Source organism: Pedobacter sp. T50_32, assembly GCF_057652195.1.
Genome location: NZ_JBYFBY010000012.1, coordinates 1 through 17,499, shown reverse-complemented (window position 1 = coordinate 17,499; position 17,499 = coordinate 1). Strand labels below are relative to the sequence as shown.

The 17,499-nt window shown below is 43.1% G+C and carries 13 protein-coding genes; 12 read left to right on the top strand and 1 reads right to left on the bottom strand.

Translation table 11 applies throughout. The features are described from left to right. Positions 1-64 precede the first annotated feature (64 nt). Positions 65-1,366 carry a sensor histidine kinase gene (locus AC23ME_RS20970; RefSeq protein ID WP_487729682.1) on the top strand — a complete coding sequence of 434 codons (1,302 nt, stop codon included), beginning with the start codon at positions 65-67 and terminating at the stop codon, positions 1,364-1,366. A gap of 103 nt (positions 1,367-1,469) precedes the next feature. Here AC23ME_RS20970 and AC23ME_RS20965 read toward each other — a convergent pair whose 3' ends face one another. Further along, the gene (locus AC23ME_RS20965) at positions 1,470-1,772 is read right to left on the bottom strand and encodes a hypothetical protein (RefSeq protein WP_487729681.1); all 303 of its coding nucleotides are present in this window, start codon (positions 1,770-1,772) and stop codon (positions 1,470-1,472) included. A 254-nt stretch (positions 1,773-2,026) separates the two neighbouring features. Between AC23ME_RS20965 and AC23ME_RS20960 the strand changes: the two genes are divergently transcribed. The 11 genes from AC23ME_RS20960 to AC23ME_RS20910 form a co-directional block, all read left to right on the top strand. After that, positions 2,027-2,854: a GLPGLI family protein gene (locus AC23ME_RS20960; RefSeq protein ID WP_487729680.1), complete on the top strand. Its 828-nt coding sequence runs from the start codon at positions 2,027-2,029 to the stop codon at positions 2,852-2,854. A 3-nt stretch (positions 2,855-2,857) separates the two neighbouring features. After that, a complete protein-coding gene (locus tag AC23ME_RS20955) occupies positions 2,858-5,500 on the top strand; it encodes a carboxypeptidase-like regulatory domain-containing protein (protein WP_487729679.1) in 2,643 nt (880 codons plus the stop codon). A gap of 1,263 nt (positions 5,501-6,763) precedes the next feature. Then, complete coding sequence (locus AC23ME_RS20950; RefSeq protein WP_487729678.1) at positions 6,764-7,963, top strand: aspartyl/asparaginyl beta-hydroxylase domain-containing protein; 1,200 nt, start codon at positions 6,764-6,766, stop codon at positions 7,961-7,963. Positions 7,964-7,974: 11 nt separating this feature from the next. Then, positions 7,975-8,991, top strand: coding sequence for a phytanoyl-CoA dioxygenase family protein (locus AC23ME_RS20945; RefSeq protein ID WP_487729677.1), 1,017 nt, complete (start codon positions 7,975-7,977; stop codon positions 8,989-8,991). Positions 8,992-9,065: 74 nt separating this feature from the next. Continuing rightward, positions 9,066-9,740: a Fe2+-dependent dioxygenase gene (locus AC23ME_RS20940; RefSeq protein WP_487729676.1), complete on the top strand. Its 675-nt coding sequence runs from the start codon at positions 9,066-9,068 to the stop codon at positions 9,738-9,740. 10 nt (positions 9,741-9,750) lie between these two features. After that, positions 9,751-10,872 carry an ABC transporter substrate-binding protein gene (locus AC23ME_RS20935; protein ID WP_487729675.1) on the top strand — a complete coding sequence of 374 codons (1,122 nt, stop codon included), beginning with the start codon at positions 9,751-9,753 and terminating at the stop codon, positions 10,870-10,872. Position 10,873: 1 nt separating this feature from the next. Further along, positions 10,874-11,803: a formyltransferase family protein gene (locus tag AC23ME_RS20930; RefSeq protein WP_487729674.1), complete on the top strand. Its 930-nt coding sequence runs from the start codon at positions 10,874-10,876 to the stop codon at positions 11,801-11,803. An 18-nt stretch (positions 11,804-11,821) separates the two neighbouring features. Beyond that, positions 11,822-12,430 (top strand): phage tail protein, encoded by a 609-nt coding sequence (locus tag AC23ME_RS20925; RefSeq protein ID WP_487729673.1) that lies wholly within the window; start codon positions 11,822-11,824, stop codon positions 12,428-12,430. Between the two features lie 22 nt (positions 12,431-12,452). Then, positions 12,453-13,067 (top strand): phage tail protein, encoded by a 615-nt coding sequence (locus tag AC23ME_RS20920; protein WP_487729672.1) that lies wholly within the window; start codon positions 12,453-12,455, stop codon positions 13,065-13,067. 29 nt (positions 13,068-13,096) lie between these two features. Beyond that, complete coding sequence (locus AC23ME_RS20915; protein ID WP_487729671.1) at positions 13,097-13,714, top strand: phage tail protein; 618 nt, start codon at positions 13,097-13,099, stop codon at positions 13,712-13,714. A gap of 429 nt (positions 13,715-14,143) precedes the next feature. Further along, on the top strand, positions 14,144-17,499 hold a 3,356-nt coding region (locus AC23ME_RS20910; RefSeq protein ID WP_487729670.1), incomplete at its 3' end, for a hypothetical protein.

Below are 17,499 nucleotides of genomic sequence, written 5' to 3'. Positions count from 1 at the left end.
TCTTAGCGCCCAAAGATGTTAACTTTGCGATATTAGTATTAGCTAAATTCTTAAGGCAGATAAAATGTCTATAATCGCTCGCACAATTACTCAAGTAAGAAACATTTGGGAATATCTTAAAGGCTCCGACCAAACGTTCTCCCTGCAACATCGTATTTATCATTCTATTTGCGTAGCCACTATGGTGGTTATTTTTTATAATATTCCATTTTCCTTAGTAGTTGGGTTATATCAAATGACAATTTTGTCTACGTTGCTTTTCCTGCTGCAACTGTTCTTTTATTATCTTTCTAGGTTTAAAAATCAATTGTATACCAGCATGATCATCTATTCGGTGATCATTCATTTCTTTTTTGCCATTAATTTCTACCTGTCTTCGGGTATACAGGGTACGGCGCTACATTCATTTACAATCAGTTATTTTTTAATTATTGCAATTGCGAAAAGACAACATTACTGGTTTTGGACGCTGGGTAATCTTGCCGTTGTAGGAGCACTTATTGCATATGAATATTTTCATCCCGAACTTATTTTTAATCGATATAACAGCAGACGTAGTCAGTTCATTGATGTGGCTTCTACGTACACGGTAGATTTGCTGCTTATTTTTGGAGGCCTAACTTATATCATCAACAATTACGATCGGGAGAAGAAAGTAGCCAGCGCAAATGAAATGGCTATGAAGCGCCTAAGTGAGGAGAAAAGTAAGTTGATATCCATGATTTCTCATGATTTTCGTACGCCACTGCGCAACATTCAGGGTTATTTAAATATCCTTAAAAGAACAGATTTGGACAGTGATGAAAGAGCTAGGTTAAAAATGGAACTGGAAAAGAGCACAACAGAGACACAGCAATTGTTAGATAACCTACTGTCGTGGACGATGAACCATTTGGAAGATGGAAAAGTTGAGCTACTTTCGGTTAATTTAACAGAGTGTTTAAGAGGTACACTATCTAATTTTGCCCGTGCAGCCAATTTTAAAATGATTAATTTTGAAAATAAACTGCCAAGCGAAACTGAGGTGAAGGTTAATCCGGCTATGTTGCAGCTCATGGTTCGTAACCTGATGGACAATGCTTTAAAGTTTACGCCGAGTGGCGGAAACGTTTCGCTTACTGCCGGCCTTGATGCAGATGTTTGTCTGTTACATATCTGTGATACTGGTGCCGGTATTACAGCAGAAGCTCAACAAGATATCTATTCGCTAAATATCAAATCGAGTTTTGGTACTGACGGAGAAAAGGGGGTAGGCTTAGGACTTGCACTTTGTAAGGAATTTGCCGATTTGCAAGGCATTGAAATGAGTTTTCAAAGTCGAGTTGGAGAAGGAACGGTATTTACGTTGGCTATACCTTTACGCTAATTTGTTGTAAAAATGTCAAATTCGGTGTAAGTGCCGATGTAGATTCTGAAAAACGCTATGCTGTTTCGCCTCAGTGAGCAAAATCGGGGTGAAGTTTACCCCTTTAAGGCAACAAGTGTTGACTTTGATTTTCTACAGCAGTGTTTTTAATGCTGCTATTTATACGTCTTACTTTGAAATAAAAAGGTAGCATAACTATCGATGAAACCATTACAGTTGCCATTGTTTTGGGCCAAAATTCGTTTCCCATTAAGTATAAAACTGTACCTAAAACACTTATCCAGATAAAACCTATAGCCATAATGATGGCAATTAATCGGTTTTTCTTCCTTATTAATACTTGTTGATTTTCATTGTTGTTTTTTTGTTCGTGGAGCGTTGCAATTGGTTTTTTAACTACTTGCATTATATGGTTTTTGTCGGCAATAACTCACTGCATCTTCACGTGTACCGCAATTTTAGTACCCATGATATTTATTTACGTAAAAAGATACTTTGATGGTTCTTCAAAAGGCTCATAAACAAAAAAAGCAGCTCTTTTCAGAACTGCTTTAAAACTGTAATAGATGCTTACTTATCTTTTTGAAATGTATTGTAATATTAATGATATATTCTACATTTATATACGTACAACTAATTGTTTAGTTATATATTTAATTTATGAAAATCTTAATTTACGTTCTCCTGTTTGTGTATTCGCAAACATTATTTGCACAGCAAAAATCGCTATTTAATTATGATTATAAAGTATTCTATAATTATACTTTTAAGCCTAATAGATCTGATACAGCTAAAATATTAGAGAAAGTGATTTTGTTCTGCTCGGACAAGGATTTTTATTTTACTAGTCTGAAAAATTTTGAGATGAACAGCGAAATAGCGGCTGGTAAGGGGATACAGCTAGTCGCTCAGACGCAAGCAGGCGCTTATAAGCGTTCCGCAGTAAAACATTACGTTTTTACGGTGGGGAAAAGCGTGACTGTTCTGGAAAGGCCTAGTACTAGGTCGTTCTCATATAAAGAAAAGCCTGATTTGAAGTGGCAGGTTTTGTCGGATATACAAACTATTAACGGATATACTTGCCAAAAGGCTGTTTCAGGTTACGGAGGTAGAACGTGGACAGCATGGTTTACGCTCGATATCCCACTTTCTATGGGGCCTTACAAATTCAATGGCTTACCAGGGCTTGTAGTAAAGATTGCTGATGAGAAAGGCGAATTCATGTGGGTAATGACCGGTTTCGAAGAGGTAAAAACTTCCATAACCTGGGCATATTTCTATAACACCAAAAACCATAGCCCCATGTCCAAGAAAGATTATTTTAAATACCGTGAGAAACGAACAGCCGACCCCTATACCTATGATCTTGTGCTGAACCCGATGGTCAGAGAGGTGAAAACACCTAATCCAGAAGCTGCCAGAAAAGCATATAATTCGAAAGCTAGGAGCGGGCTTTTCGAAAATAATTGGATTGAGATTATACCATAGGCAATGCTAAAATACATTCTCTTTCTATTGCTTGCACAGCCTTTCTTAGCACTTTCCCAGACAGTTATCTCGGGAAGGGTGGTGGATGCCTGGAAAGTGCCTATATCCAACGCGACGATAACCTATAAGAGGATCGGTACCGAGAGTGTGATCGGCTTTGCCAGAAGCGGAAAAGATGGATTGTTCTCCCTAGAGCTAAAATTAGAAGGTGCGGACAGTTTGCAGGTCGACTTCAACCACATGAGCTATTTGAAAAAGTCCATTATTACAGCCAACAAGACCTCTAGCCATATGGTAGTCCTTGCCGTTAAGGTTCGCCAATTAGATGAAGTGAAGGTCAAGGAGAATCCGATTACCAAGAGAAAGGATACGATCAACTATAGAGTAGAAGCTTTTGTCTCGCCCCAAGATCGTGTCATTGCGGATGTAATTAAAAAACTTCCGGGAATAGAGATGGACGGGAACAAAATTCTATATCAGGGAAAGCCGATCCAGAAATATATGGTCAACAATTTAGACCTCATGGAAGGACGTTATGGTCTGATCAACAATAATATGCCAGCCGATGCGGTAAGGTCGGTACAGGTCATCGAGAATGATCAGCCGATCAAGATTCTTGATTCGGTCGTGTTTTCTGATAGGGCTTCCCTTAACCTTGTACTAAAGAAATTTATGACAACGGGTACGGGAAACATTGGTGCGGGTGTAAGCCCAGCACTCTGGGAAGTTAAATTGACACCCATGAGCTTTGGAAGAACATTCCAGGTGGTTAACTCATTACAGAGCAACAATACTGGCAATGATGTATCCCGGGATTTGCGGGGATTGACCGCAAACAGTCTATCATTGGGCGGCACCACCTCGCTCACCGATGGGACAAGCTTTCTTTCGTTACGTGACGTAACCAGCCCTAATTTCGAAGAGCGTAAATGGTTGCAGAACAAGATATTTGTGGGCAGCACAAATGCCCTTCAAAAGCTAAAGGATGGCTTGGAGTTAAAGGCCAATGCCTCCTACTATAACGATACACGTTTCCGGCAAGGATTTACGGCTACGCAGTATCTTGCCAATGACCAGGTCATTTTTACCTCAGAAGCAATTAATAACCGTTATCGTGTTAATGTATTTGATGGAGGTCTAATCCTAGAAAAAAACGACAAAAAAATATATCTCCGCAACAACCTAAAGTTACACAAACGTTGGAACAGGGACATAGGCACTATCGATTTCAACAATGGTGATAGCATAGCTCAACAACGAAAATACACCGATGAAGCGCTGCTGAATTCACTGTCATTTGCAAAATTCATTGGCAAACAGCTGGTAAATGTCCAGTCTACAATAGAATACCACCACACCCCTCAGCGCCTATTGGTATCTCCAGGCCAGTTCCAAGACCTCCTTAACAATGGTAACCCATACGGGGGACTTATCCAAAACGTCATTTTCAAGAGCATTCGCCTAAATAATGGACTTGGCTTCATCAGGACTTATAGGGCTTGGAAGTTTACACCGTATATCGGCGTCAACTATGACAGGAGTCATCTCGGAAGTGATATCGCACTTCTGGACAATGGATCCGCAAACAAGCTGGGGGAAGGTTACATCAATGATATGACGAGCACTAGGTTCAACCTCAACCTTAAATTGGATGCTGCCATTGACCTTAACAAGTGGAATCTGGGTTTTTCCACTCCATATGACCTATATCGCTTCAATGTTAGACAAGGCGACGCCAAGAACGTTGATGGTGCGCTGCGCCAAACCTTTAATCCTTCATTTAGGGTGGCATTCAGCCCAGCATCAAAGAGCAGTTTCAATTCATCCGTCTCCGTTGGGAATGCCTTTGGGGAGCTGGACGATTTCTATAATGGGTTCATCGTCAACCAGTACCGGACCATCAACCGTTACGAATCAAGGCTATTGCGCACCGATAGGGTCAATGCCAATCTTGGCTATGCTTATAAGAATACGAACAAGGCCAGGTTTGGCAATGTTAGGTACAACTATTCCTTTAACAAGAGAGATTATATTTTTACCACTGGGATTGATGGGCAGGGAAGGATAACCACAGGGATTTCAGATTTACATAGTGAGGGTAGTAGCCACAGCCTTCTGGGGGATATTTCGCAATACTTAGTGGCGATTAAGACGATGCTAAGGTTCAACGCTAATCTCGGCTGGGCGGAAAATGATGTGCTGATAAATGGGGTTATGGATAGGCGCAATACTTCAAGGTATAGCGGCGGTTTTGAGGTAGTATCCAATACTTCCAAATACGTGACTGGGGAGGTCAAGGGTACATATGGGAGATATATCAATAGAATATCTGGCCAGAGACCAAGCGGGATATGGTTCAATAGTTATTTTGTGACGCTGAACCTAAATGTAATCAAGGGCCAAAGCCTGCACGTGCACCAGTCCTATTACATCAATGATATAGAAGGGCAGGTTAACCAGCATTTTTTGGATCTGAACTATCGCATTCGGGTAAAGCAGCTCAATACTACACTTGACTTCAGCATTTATAATTTACTGGGAAATGAAGGTTATGCACAACAGACGCTGAACAGCGCTCAGTTAGTCCAGACTATCTTCGGCCTACGCCCCAGACAATTTATGCTTTCGGCTTTTTTTAAGTTTTAGGAATGCAAAAAAGAATATGAATTAAGGGGAGCAAACCAAGCTGCTAAACAAAAAAAGCAGCTCTTTTCAGAACTGCTTTAAAACGATGGGTGGAAGGACATGTTATTATCCTCGGATTTTTTGTACGATTTGGGCATGTTGGCTCAACTAAGGCAGAGGATGATGGAGATTGATCCTCAATTAGCCAGTATGAATTTGCAGAAATAACGCATTTTTTCCGCATGCATTAATTTCGGGGGAATTCAATCAAGTTTATCACTAATAGTGAACTTTGAAATTCACTATTAGTGATTTTAAATCTTATAGTTCGATATTCCTAATCCTAATTCCTTTCTTGTCTTCCTTTGGCTTATATATGTAACCTTTCGTGTAGATAGTTTTTGCAAATTGCCAGAAGAGTTCCGTGTCAGGAATTACGGCTTGCTTTCCGTTTGGTTTAATATCTTCAAAACCATCTCCAAAGTATTGCACTAATTCAAAGAACTCACTTTTATCATATAACCCATCTTTTTCAGATATAAAGAAACTTTTGAATTGACTGGAATTTCAGTTTTTAGTGCTGCTGTGGAAAAACCAATTAAGTTGACCCCGTGCGGACAAATCTATAATCTCAAGATAATTAATGATTTAATTTAAATTTAAATTCCGGCGAGATGGGGTCAATGGTTTGCGGTTTGTTCACAAAGCTTGAATTATATGTTGTATTACCAAATCCCCTAAAAATTATAAGCTTGAATGATAACGTAGACCGCCATTTTTAGGATGATTATTATGTTTGAATTGTCCATAAGCATCGCTGATTGACTCTTTTTAACGAATATGTATTGTGCTTGTTTGCGATTTTCGATCCTAAGTTTGAGTGGGAGGCCAGGTATCTGATAGTGCTCGCAGTTTACGAATAGCAATTTGTTATTTATGATGTCATCATTCGAATGTAGTGTCGAACTTCTTCCAAGAACATTATTAGCATTATAGCGCCGTCACAAAATCTTTGGCTGTCGGGTAAATTTACGTGATTATATAATTACGTAAAGCTCCTTGTGTATCACATCGCCTTTTATTTGAAATTTGGATAGTGGCTAAAATAAGTTCCATTCGCTTCAAATAGAAGCAACAATATCAAATCAATTTAAGTTATGGGTTGTGCAACTTACGTTAACATAAAAAATGGGTTATCAATGGATGTTGCTAATATGACAATGTCTGAAACTTACGATTGCCACCAGTCTCTTTTAAACAAAATTTTGCAGGAAGGAATGTATTTTGAATAATCAGTCACCTTACTTCATTTCGTATGCACAACTTAGATGTGATATTGATATCCAGTCGTTAAAATTTGAAATTAATAGCTTGTTGGAAAGTCCAAACTGGATTGCACACTATAGTACATACGACTATGAAGGTGATTGGACTGTGTTATCACTAAGGTCAATTGATGGCGATCTAACAAAGCCATATGCACAAGCGGTCGATTCAGCAATGTTTAAAGATACTTCATTATTAGAGTCATTGCCTCACACCAAGAGATTGCTCGAACAGTTCCGATGTGAAAAGATGTCTGTGAGATTATTGAAACTGGGCGCAGGAGCGTTCATCAAGCCGCATTCCGATATTGAGCTTAATTTTGAAAAAGGGGAAGCCAGGATACATATTCCCATATTCACCAATGAACAAGTTGAATTTTATTTGCTGAACGAAAGAGTTCGGATGGCTGAGGGAGAGTGCTGGTACATCAATGCAAATTTAGAACATCATGTAGCCAATAATGGAAAATCAGACAGAATACATTTGGTCGTTGATTGCCTCGTGAATCAATGGTTAAAAGATTTGTTCAGCGTTTCCAAAAAGAAAATAAGCTTCAACAGAATTAATGTGACTGAAAGCCAAAAAATTATTGACTCATTGCGGCTCCAGTCTAATCAAGTCGCTACAACTTTGGCCGATCAATTAACTGAAGAGCTTAAGTATAATGAGGCTGTCGATAAAATGTTGAATTTTCTTTCCTTGATTGGTATTTCATACCATTTAGAACCGGTGTCAGAAAAGACGTTTCTGCCTGGTTTACTATTGAGACAGGGGACCCTCGTTATTGATCTTGACCAACTAAAATACCCAGGTGATATTCTTCATGAAGCCGGTCATTTGGCCTGCATGACACCTGAAGAAAGAATCGGTATGGATGGAGAACTGCCGTCGACCGATTTACATCAGGGGGGCGAACTTGCCGCTATCGCTTGGTCGTATGCGGCGAGTCTCCACATAGGGTTAGATCCAACTATTGTATTTCATGCAGATGGTTACAAAAATGGATCACAAAACCTTTTAGACAACTTCAATTCAGGTCAATATTTCGGTGTTCCTCTATTGGTTTGGAAAGGAATGACGGAAGATAAAAGAGGCGGGATGCAAGATCATGTGTTTCCCAAAATGAAAAAATGGCTTTGTGGGAACTCATCTAATTAAAATTAACTGTAATGATACAAACTAAAATATTAGAAAATCCGGTGAGTACCTATGATTTGGGAAGATTGGGAATCATGCAATTAAAGAAATTCTGGAGCGTCTCCATGGAGCGGTTAGATGGGGGCAAGAATCCAGAGTGGACAAGAGAATGGCAGCTCAACCACACATTGCTTAATGTCCTTGGCCTAGGTCTGGAACAGACTATTAACTATCTTTTTCAGACTTCACCAGATTTTGAAACCTTTGAAGATTGGATACTCAGAACAGCTGGCACTCCTGCTGTTGAAAACGTCCAACGCTTCAATGAAATGATTAAAGGTAAACTCGTTGTGGAACAACCTGATAAAAATCTCACAAAAGAGCAGGTGGAATTTTGGGAGCAAAACGGATATTTGATACTTAAAAATGCTGTATCTAAGGACGACTGCAGAACTTCAGTTGACATCATTTGTGATTTTATTGGCGTCGAAGTAGATAATCCAAATACTTGGTATGGCCACCATGAGGCAAAGCAGGGGATTATGGTTCAACTATTCCAACATCCCATACTTCAAAAAAATAGAAATGCATCCGTCATTCGTAATGCTTACGAATCGCTATGGAAAAGAAAAGATATATGGGTGACTACCGATAGGGTAGGGTTTAATCCACCGGAAACTCCCAATTGGAAATTTCCGGGTCCAGATTTGCATTGGGACTGCAGCCTGGATACTCCAATACCATTTGGTCTTCAGGGTATCCTCTATTTAGCGGATACCACAGTGGACCAGGGAGCATTTACCCTTGTGCCCGGATTTCACCATCGTATCGATAGGTGGTTGAAAAATATTGGTGAAGATGTCAATCCCCGAAACCTCGATCTTCACCAACTCGGAAGCCATTCTATTGCAGGAGAAGCGGGCGATTTTATCATATGGCATCAAGCCTTACCACACGGAAGCAAGGCGAACACCTCCGAGAAACCACGGTTCGTCCAATATATCAACTATCAGCCAGCAGACGTGAAAGTTAGCTCCACTTGGATCTAACCTACTTCAGAAAAAATGTCGGGATGTTGGTACCCTTAAACAAAATAAATTAATAATCACATATCTATTAGATCATGATCCAGGGAAGTTTCCTACATATAAAAGAATTGCTCACTTCAGAAGAAACTAAACAGATTAAAGTCCTGATGGCAACTGCAAGCTATGATAACGGTAAGCTGACGGCTTCAAGCTCGGCAAAAGCGGTAAAAGAAAACCTTCAGGTTGAGAATCAAAGTCAGGAACATTTTACCATCCAACAGATCATCCTTGCAGCATTGAACCGTAACCAAATTTTTCGCAATGCCATTCTGCCGAAACAGATTCATCCCTTTTTGATCAGCAAATATCAAAAGGATATGCAGTATGGTTGGCATGTGGATAGTCCAATCATGGGTAATATGTTGAGAACTGATATCGCAATGACTATCTTTTTGAACGAACCGGACGAATATGATGGAGGGGAATTGGAATTACGTACCGATTTGGGCGATGTTAGGTATAAATTGCCTAAGGGCGACGCCATCTGCTATCCCTGCACTTTCTTGCATCGTGTTAAAAAAGTTGAAAACGGTACACGTCAGGTAGCCGTAACGTGGATTGAATCCATCGTAAAAAGTCAGGAACACAGAAAGATTCTTTTTGACCTTTACCAAATCAATGAAAAAATTAATGAAACCAACAACCTTGGAGAGGAGCACGGTTTGCTACAACAAAATTATAGTAACCTGATGCGAATGTGGGCAAATTAAAACGTTTAAAATGGAAAAATTAACTATAGGAGTAATATTGACGAATTCAACTATCATCCCGATGGCCAAAAGCTTTAATACGGGTTTAAATCAAGGGTTGGAAAAGATAAGGCAAACAGGAGTAGCGTTGGAGGTAGTTACTGAATTTATAGGTCAGGGCTCTATCGAGCAGGCTGAACAAGCAATTAATAAACTAATAGGATTTGATGATTCCGATATTATTACCGGCATCTTATCAAGCAAGGTTGCCATGGACTTGGCGGATAAAATGGATGAGAGTGAGCGGCCTATGCTCATTAACAATATTGGGGAACATCTCCCGGACATGAACAAATTTGGACAACATGTTTTTCTCAATTCAACACACACCTGGCAACAGCTTTGGTCTATGGGGAAATGGGCAGTAAAAAGGTTTGGGAAACGCGGAATGTATGTTTCCTCACTTTACGATTGTGGCTATTCCTTTCAGGGAATGTTGAGCGCCGGCATGGTTTCTGCCGCCAATGATGCAACTATGCCATTTGCAATAGCCCAATCGGAAAACCTCAAAGGTTTGGCGGACATAAGTTCGGTTTTCGAACATATCCATAAATATCAGCCAGATTTCGTCATGGCAACCTTCTGCGGAAAAGAAGCAAGAATTTTTTTGGAAGAGTATATCCATCAGGGTTTAAATGGAAAGATTCCGTTGCTCGGACTTCCATCACTTATGGAATCTTATAGTGGAACAGAAGCAATCGAAATTTATACATCTCTAGCAGCTAACCACCGACTAGAGGTTGAAGAGATGGACTCTTTATGCAAACAGATGATGAATCCATATACTCAGTTCGGCTACGAAAGTGGTTTGCTCATAGGGGAGGCACTACAGCAAACTGGTGGTCGGTCATTCAAACACGGCTTAGCACAAGCTAAAATAAGATCAGATCGAGGTCTGATCAGCATTGAGCCAAAGACCAGTGGCAATGACAATAAGGTGTACGTCTTAAAAAACATTTATATGGGAAACAATAATGCCGTGAGACGGACATTTATTGATGAAGTTCCGACAGTAAATATCGATGATAAAGTAGTTACAGAACTTGCGAGCCAACCCTCATCGTTTTGGATGAACCCCTATTTAGGAATTTAAAATGAAGATTGCCATTATAGCTAACTCGGACACACTTGTTTTTCCGACAATACAGTCTTTGCAAAAAAGGCATCTTTTAGCGGGCGTAGCTATGCTGGACCGTCATAAAGAACAGTTCTCTGGATTCTTGTCAACATTGGGCATCGGTACAAAAAACATAATCGCTTTGAAAAAGGATGGCTGGCAAGTTCAACTAGAGGAATGGTTATTTCAGATAAAGGCAGAGCAGGTTTGGGTATTTGGCTTCCCTTGGATGATACCTGGTAAGTTGATTTCAACGTTGCCGAAAGGTTTTTTGAATTTTCATTTCGGAGAGCTGCCGAGATATCGTGGAGCTGATCCTATCTTCTGGCAGATGGTTAATGGGGAGAAGCAATTTACAGTTACCGTACATGTAATGACAGATGAGCTGGACAGCGGCCCGATGGTGTTAAGCAAACAAGTTCCCGCAATACAGGGCGAAAATTATGGGATGGCATGTCAAAGACTTGGCTTATCAATTGAAGAATCTTTACCAGATTTATTACATGAGGAACAAAAGATTATAACGGAACAGTTTGGTAATCATGGTGACGCCAGTTGGTCCAAACGACCTCGAACAGACAAACTGACAATTGAATGGTCTACCGCTTCGGCCAAGCAGATAGAATCGTTGGTAAATGCAACCAACCCAAAATACGGTGGTGCAACAACTTGGTATCGGCAAACGGAGTTGAGAATCTTGGAGGTTTCGCCTATCGAATTGAAGTTGTCAGAAGGAGTCGTGGCAACGCCCGGCACAATAGCCTATGCCGATGCAATCTATGGGATTATCGTTGCTTGCAAAGATAATCAATTTTTAAGGATCAATCTAGTTCATATGCGAGAGGGCTATTTCTCTGGGATAAAACTATTCAGTATGGGCGTACAATTAAATGAAAAATTTTTTTAACGTAAATTAATATAAACTATGGAAGGAACAGTTTCAGAAATCAGGCTCTTCGCCGGCCCGTTCGAGCCAAAAAACTGGGCTTACTGCGCAGGTCAGCTAATGCCAATCAGCACTAATCAAGCCTTGTACTCATTATTAGGTACTTATTATGGTGGCAATGGTGTAACAACTTTTAATCTTCCTGACTTAAGGAGCAAAACGGTAATCGGAGCTGGTCAGGGAGCTGGTTTATCTGCTTACAGTATTGGTCAATTTGTTGGGACAGAAGGGGTGACGTTGACCATGAACCAAATTCCGGCACATACTCACCAAACGACTTTGACTCCAAACTCTGCAAGTGGCACTGGTAATGCCACTCTGAACGGTTTACCAATTGGGGGTGATAGTGGGAACGGACAGAACGCATTTATCAGCGAGGACGATACCCAACAGACTCAACATTTTGTGTCGGCTGGTACCCCAGTAGCCATGAGCAATAAGTCGGTAGAAGTGAGTAATTTAAGTATGGCTAATCCCACAGTGGTGGTAGGGAATAGTGGAGGGAATGTACCCCATAATAACATCATGCCTACCATTGCACTGAACTATATTATCTGTTTAAGGGGTATTTATCCATCGAGAAATTAATCAATCAAAATCTAAAAAAAACATGGAAGGTTATATAGGAGAAATCCGCGGTTTTGCGGGTACATTTGCACCTCAGAGTTGGATGTTCTGCCAAGGGCAGTTATTATCAATCGCCGAATACACGCCATTATATGCCATCATCGGCAATTACTATGGTGGAGACGGACAAACTACATTTGCACTGCCCAATACCGCAAGTAGAATTGTAGTTGGTACTGGACAAGGACCTGGTTTGAGTAATTATGTTCTAGGTGAAATGATTGGTACGGAATCAGTAAGTCTGATGAGCTCACAAATGCCTGCGCATACACACATGCCAAATGCAACTTTCAATAATACAGTGCCAGCCGCAACTATTTCACTAAATGGTGTCAATGCAGCTGCAGATCAACCTTCACCAGCTGGTAATTATTTGGCGCAAGAACAAAATGGTGAAAGTATATATGCAGATCCGTCAACATCGACAAATTTGGTAACATTGAATAGTGGTTCGGCGAAATTGAATAGTTTGACTGTGCCACAGCCTATGGTTCAGGTTGGAGTAGCAGGAGGGAGCCAAGCGCACGAAAATAGGCAACCTTATTTGGCTCTTAATTACATCATTTGTTTAGAAGGGATTTTTCCTTCTAGAAACTAATTATTTACTAACGATTAAACTAATAACATATGGAAGGTACAATAGGCGAAATCAGAATTTTCGCTGCAAATTTTGCACCCATGTACTGGGCATATTGCAATGGAGCAACTTTGCCGATCAGTTCAAATACTACACTATTTTCTATTTTGGGAAATAACTTTGGCGGTGATGGTAGGACTACGTTTGGACTACCGGATTTGCAAGGACGTGCCATGATAGGAACGGGCCAAGGTGCGGGCCTGACTGCACAAGCATTAGGGAGTAAGGGCGGTGTTGAAACTGTAACGATCGATAACTCCACGATGCCCGCTCACATTCACCCAGTTACGGTCGTGCCTGGTGCAGTTACTGCAGATATCAGCATCAAGGCGTCAGCAGACCAGAGTGGCGTTCAGGGTCCTGGAGGAAATCTCATGGGGGCGCCAAATGGGTTGGGTCAGTCCATCTATAATGTTAATGGCAGTGCTTTGCAACCAGTTTCTATGGCCGGTGGTTCGCTAGTTGTCAACAATGTCGCAGGGCCACAATTGACAGGCTTGCAATTGGGTATCGCAGGCAGCGGACCTTCGCCCCACGATAACAGGCAGCCGTCCCTTGTACTCAATTACATCATTTGTATGAGAGGGGTTTTTCCTACTAGGAATTAATGAAAAGTTGATCAGCCCATTAATTCTATTGGGCTGATCACTATCACAACAAAAAATAAAATTCACCTTTACCCGATAAATACGGTATTATGAAATAATTTGTTGCGTATTAGATTATTTGGTTAGGTTTGAAGCTGGAACCAAAAAACTAAACAAACATGCCGATGTTAAGGACTTCCACAAGAAGTTTCGACGATTGGCACCACTCTGTTGATTCCTTGATATATGGGTTCCAAGTACCAGTCTACCTATACTGCATACTTCCGAACTTTAAATGGTATTGCGGGCAAATCGTGTGCCCAATTTAATTGATCTTGAAATTACACTTTTTATAAATTATAGTCATCAATGACGAACGCTCTATTTCCTCTCATCCACTTATTTCAATTCTTGAAAAGTATTTATCGTCAATTTTTTAAACGAGTTTCTATGAAGCAATTTTACACTAATTTTTTAATGATCGCCTTTCTGGCCCTAATTGGTTTGTCGACCAAAGCGCAGTTGGCCAAGGGTGATCTCGCTGTAATCGGCATGAATGGTGACCCGGACCAAGGTACTACGGACAGACAGTTCGCCATCTTGGCGCTCGCTAATATTGCTGCCGGGGAAGTTATCTATATCACAGATCGTGGTTGGGTCCAGGCAGACCCCAACGCAACACCTGCACGGCCGACTGATGCTTTCAATACACAAGCGCTTGACGGTGTGATTACATTCGTGCCTACCAATACCATTACCGCCGGAACGGTTATGATTTTCAAGCTGAGCACGCCGACTACTGCTGTTAAGAATGTAACGGTAACCAAAGGTGATGGGAGCCCATTGGCAACAACCACGCTGACCGCCGTAGGCTGGGGTAATGGAGGTATTGCCGCCCCCTGGAATCCTTCCTCCGGTGATCAATTGATCATCTACCAGGGCAGCGCTAGTGCACCTAGCTTCATATTCGCATTTAATAATGTGAGGTCTACAGCAACATCTAATGCGGTGAATGGATGGTATACCCCTACGCCAGGCCCATCCGGAGTCATGCAGATGGTAGGTAATGTTTTGTACAGCTTATTGCCACCAGGGCTAGAAAATTATTCGATTGGTTTTATAACCAATCCTAATGACCCGGATCCAGTAATTGCCAATACTTATCCAAATAGGATATATGTACCTAACATTACTTCCGGTACTAAATCAGATTGGTTAGCAAATATCCTCAATCCTTCAAGATGGAAGGCGACCACCGGAATGAGCAGTGGCGCTGAACGCTATAATTTTGTAGACGGTTTTGGTTCCCCTACGAGCCCAATGCAGGGTTTTACAATCGGTTCACCACCCGCTACACCAACACCATCAAGCAATAGTCCTGTATGTAGCGGTAATACAATTAATTTATCTACTGCTGCAGTAGCTGGTGCTACCTACGCCTGGACTGGTCCCGATAGTTTTACTTCTGCCTTACAAAACCCAACAATAACCAATGCCACTTCGGCTAATGCTGGTAGCTACAGTGTAACAGTGACGGTTGCTGGTCTTACGAGCGCTGCAGGATCGGTCAACGTGGTGGTAAACGCCACGCCTGCAACACCTTCGCCGAGCAGCAACAGTCCGGTGTGCAGTGGTAATACCATTAACCTGAGCACGGCTGCTGTAGCGGGTGCAACCTATAGCTGGACGGGTCCGAATGGCTTTACGTCGAGTGTCCAGAACCCTACGATAACGAATGCGGCACTTGCCGCTGGCGGAACCTACAGTGTTACGGTAACGACCAACGGCTGTACAAGTGCTGCCGGCTCAACCTCTGTGGTGGTGAACGCCACGCCTGCAACACCTTCACCGAGCAGTAATAGTCCGGTGTGTACTGGCAATACCATTAACCTGAGTACGGCTGCGGTAGCTGGTGCTACCTATAGCTGGACAGGGCCGAACGGCTTCACGTCGAGTGTTCAAAATCCTACGATAACGAATGTGGCACTGGCTGCTGGCGGAACCTATAGTGTCACGGTAACGACCAACGGCTGTACAAGTGCTGCCGGCTCAACCTCTGTGGTGGTGAACGCCACGCCTGCAACACCTTCACCGAGCAGTAATAGTCCGGTGTGTACTGGCAATACCATTAACCTGAGTACGGCTGCGGTAGCTGGTGCTACCTATAGCTGGACAGGGCCGAACGGCTTCACGTCGAGTGTTCAAAATCCTACGATAACGAATGTGGCACTGGCTGCTGGCGGAACCTACAGTGTTACGGTAACGACCAATGGCTGTACAAGTGCTGTTGGCTCAACGTCGGTGACGGTGAATGCCACGCCTGCGACACCTGCGCCGAGCAGTAATAGTCCTGTATGTGCTGGCAATACGATTAACCTGAGCACCGCTTCGGTAGCGGGAGCTACCTATAGCTGGACGGGTCCGAACGGCTTCACCTCGAGTGTCCAGAACCCGACGATCACGAATGCGGCACTTGCTGCTGGCGGAACCTACAGTGTTACGATAACGACCAATGGCTGTACAAGTGCTGCCGGCTCAACGTCGGTGACGGTAAACGCCACGCCTGCGACACCTGCGCCTAGCAGTAATAGTCCGGTGTGTGCTGGCAATACCATTAACCTGAGTACGGCTTCAGTAGCGGGGGCTACCTATAGCTGGACGGGGCCGAACGGCTTTACGTCGAGTGTCCAGAACCCGACGATCACGAATGTGGCACTTGCCGCTGGCGGAACCTACAGTGTTACGGTAACGACCAATGGCTGTACAAGTGCTGCTGGCTCAACCTCGGTGACGGTGAACGCCACGCCTGCTACACCTGCGCCCGGCAGCAACAGTCCGGTATGCAGTGGGAATACCATTAACCTGAGCACTGCTTCAGTAGCGGGCGCTACCTATAGCTGGACAGGCCCGAACGGCTTCACGTCGAGTGTCCAGAACCCTACGATAACGAATGCACCATTGGCTGCTGGCGGAACCTACAGTGTTACGGTAACGACCAACGGCTGTACAAGTGCTGCTGGCTCAACCTCGGTGACGGTGAACGCCACGCCTGCTACACCTGCGCCCGGCAGCAACAGTCCGGTATGCAGTGGGAATACCATTAACCTGAGCACCGCTTCAGTAGCGGGCGCTACCTATAGCTGGACGGGGCCGAACGGCTTCACGTCGAGTCTTCAGAACCCTACGATAACGAATGCACCATTGGCTGCTGGCGGAACCTACAGTGTTACGATAACGACCAACGGCTGTACAAGTGCTGCTGGCTCAACCTCGGTGACGGTGAACGCCACGCCTGCTACACCTGCGCCCGGCAGCAACAGTCCGGTATGCAGTGGGAATACCATTAACCTGAGCACCGCTTCAGTAGCGGGCGCTACCTATAGCTGGACAGGCCCGAACGGCTTCACGTCGAATGTCCAGAACCCTACGATAACGAATGCACCATTGGCTGCTGGCGGCACCTACAGTGTTACGGTGACAGTTAATGGCTGTACAAGTGCTGCTGGCTCAACCTCGGTGACGGTGAACGCCACGCCTGCTACACCTGCGCCCGGCAGCAACAGTCCGGTATGCAGTGGGAATACCATTAACCTGAGCACCGCTTCAGTAGCGGGCGCTACCTATAGCTGGACAGGCCCGAACGGCTTCACGTCTAGTGTCCAGAACCCTACGATAACGAATGCACCATTGGCTGCTGGCGGCACCTACAGTGTTACGGTGACAGTTAATGGCTGTACAAGTGCTGCTGGCTCAACCTCGGTGACGGTGAACGCCACGCCTGCTACACCTGCGCCCGGCAGCAACAG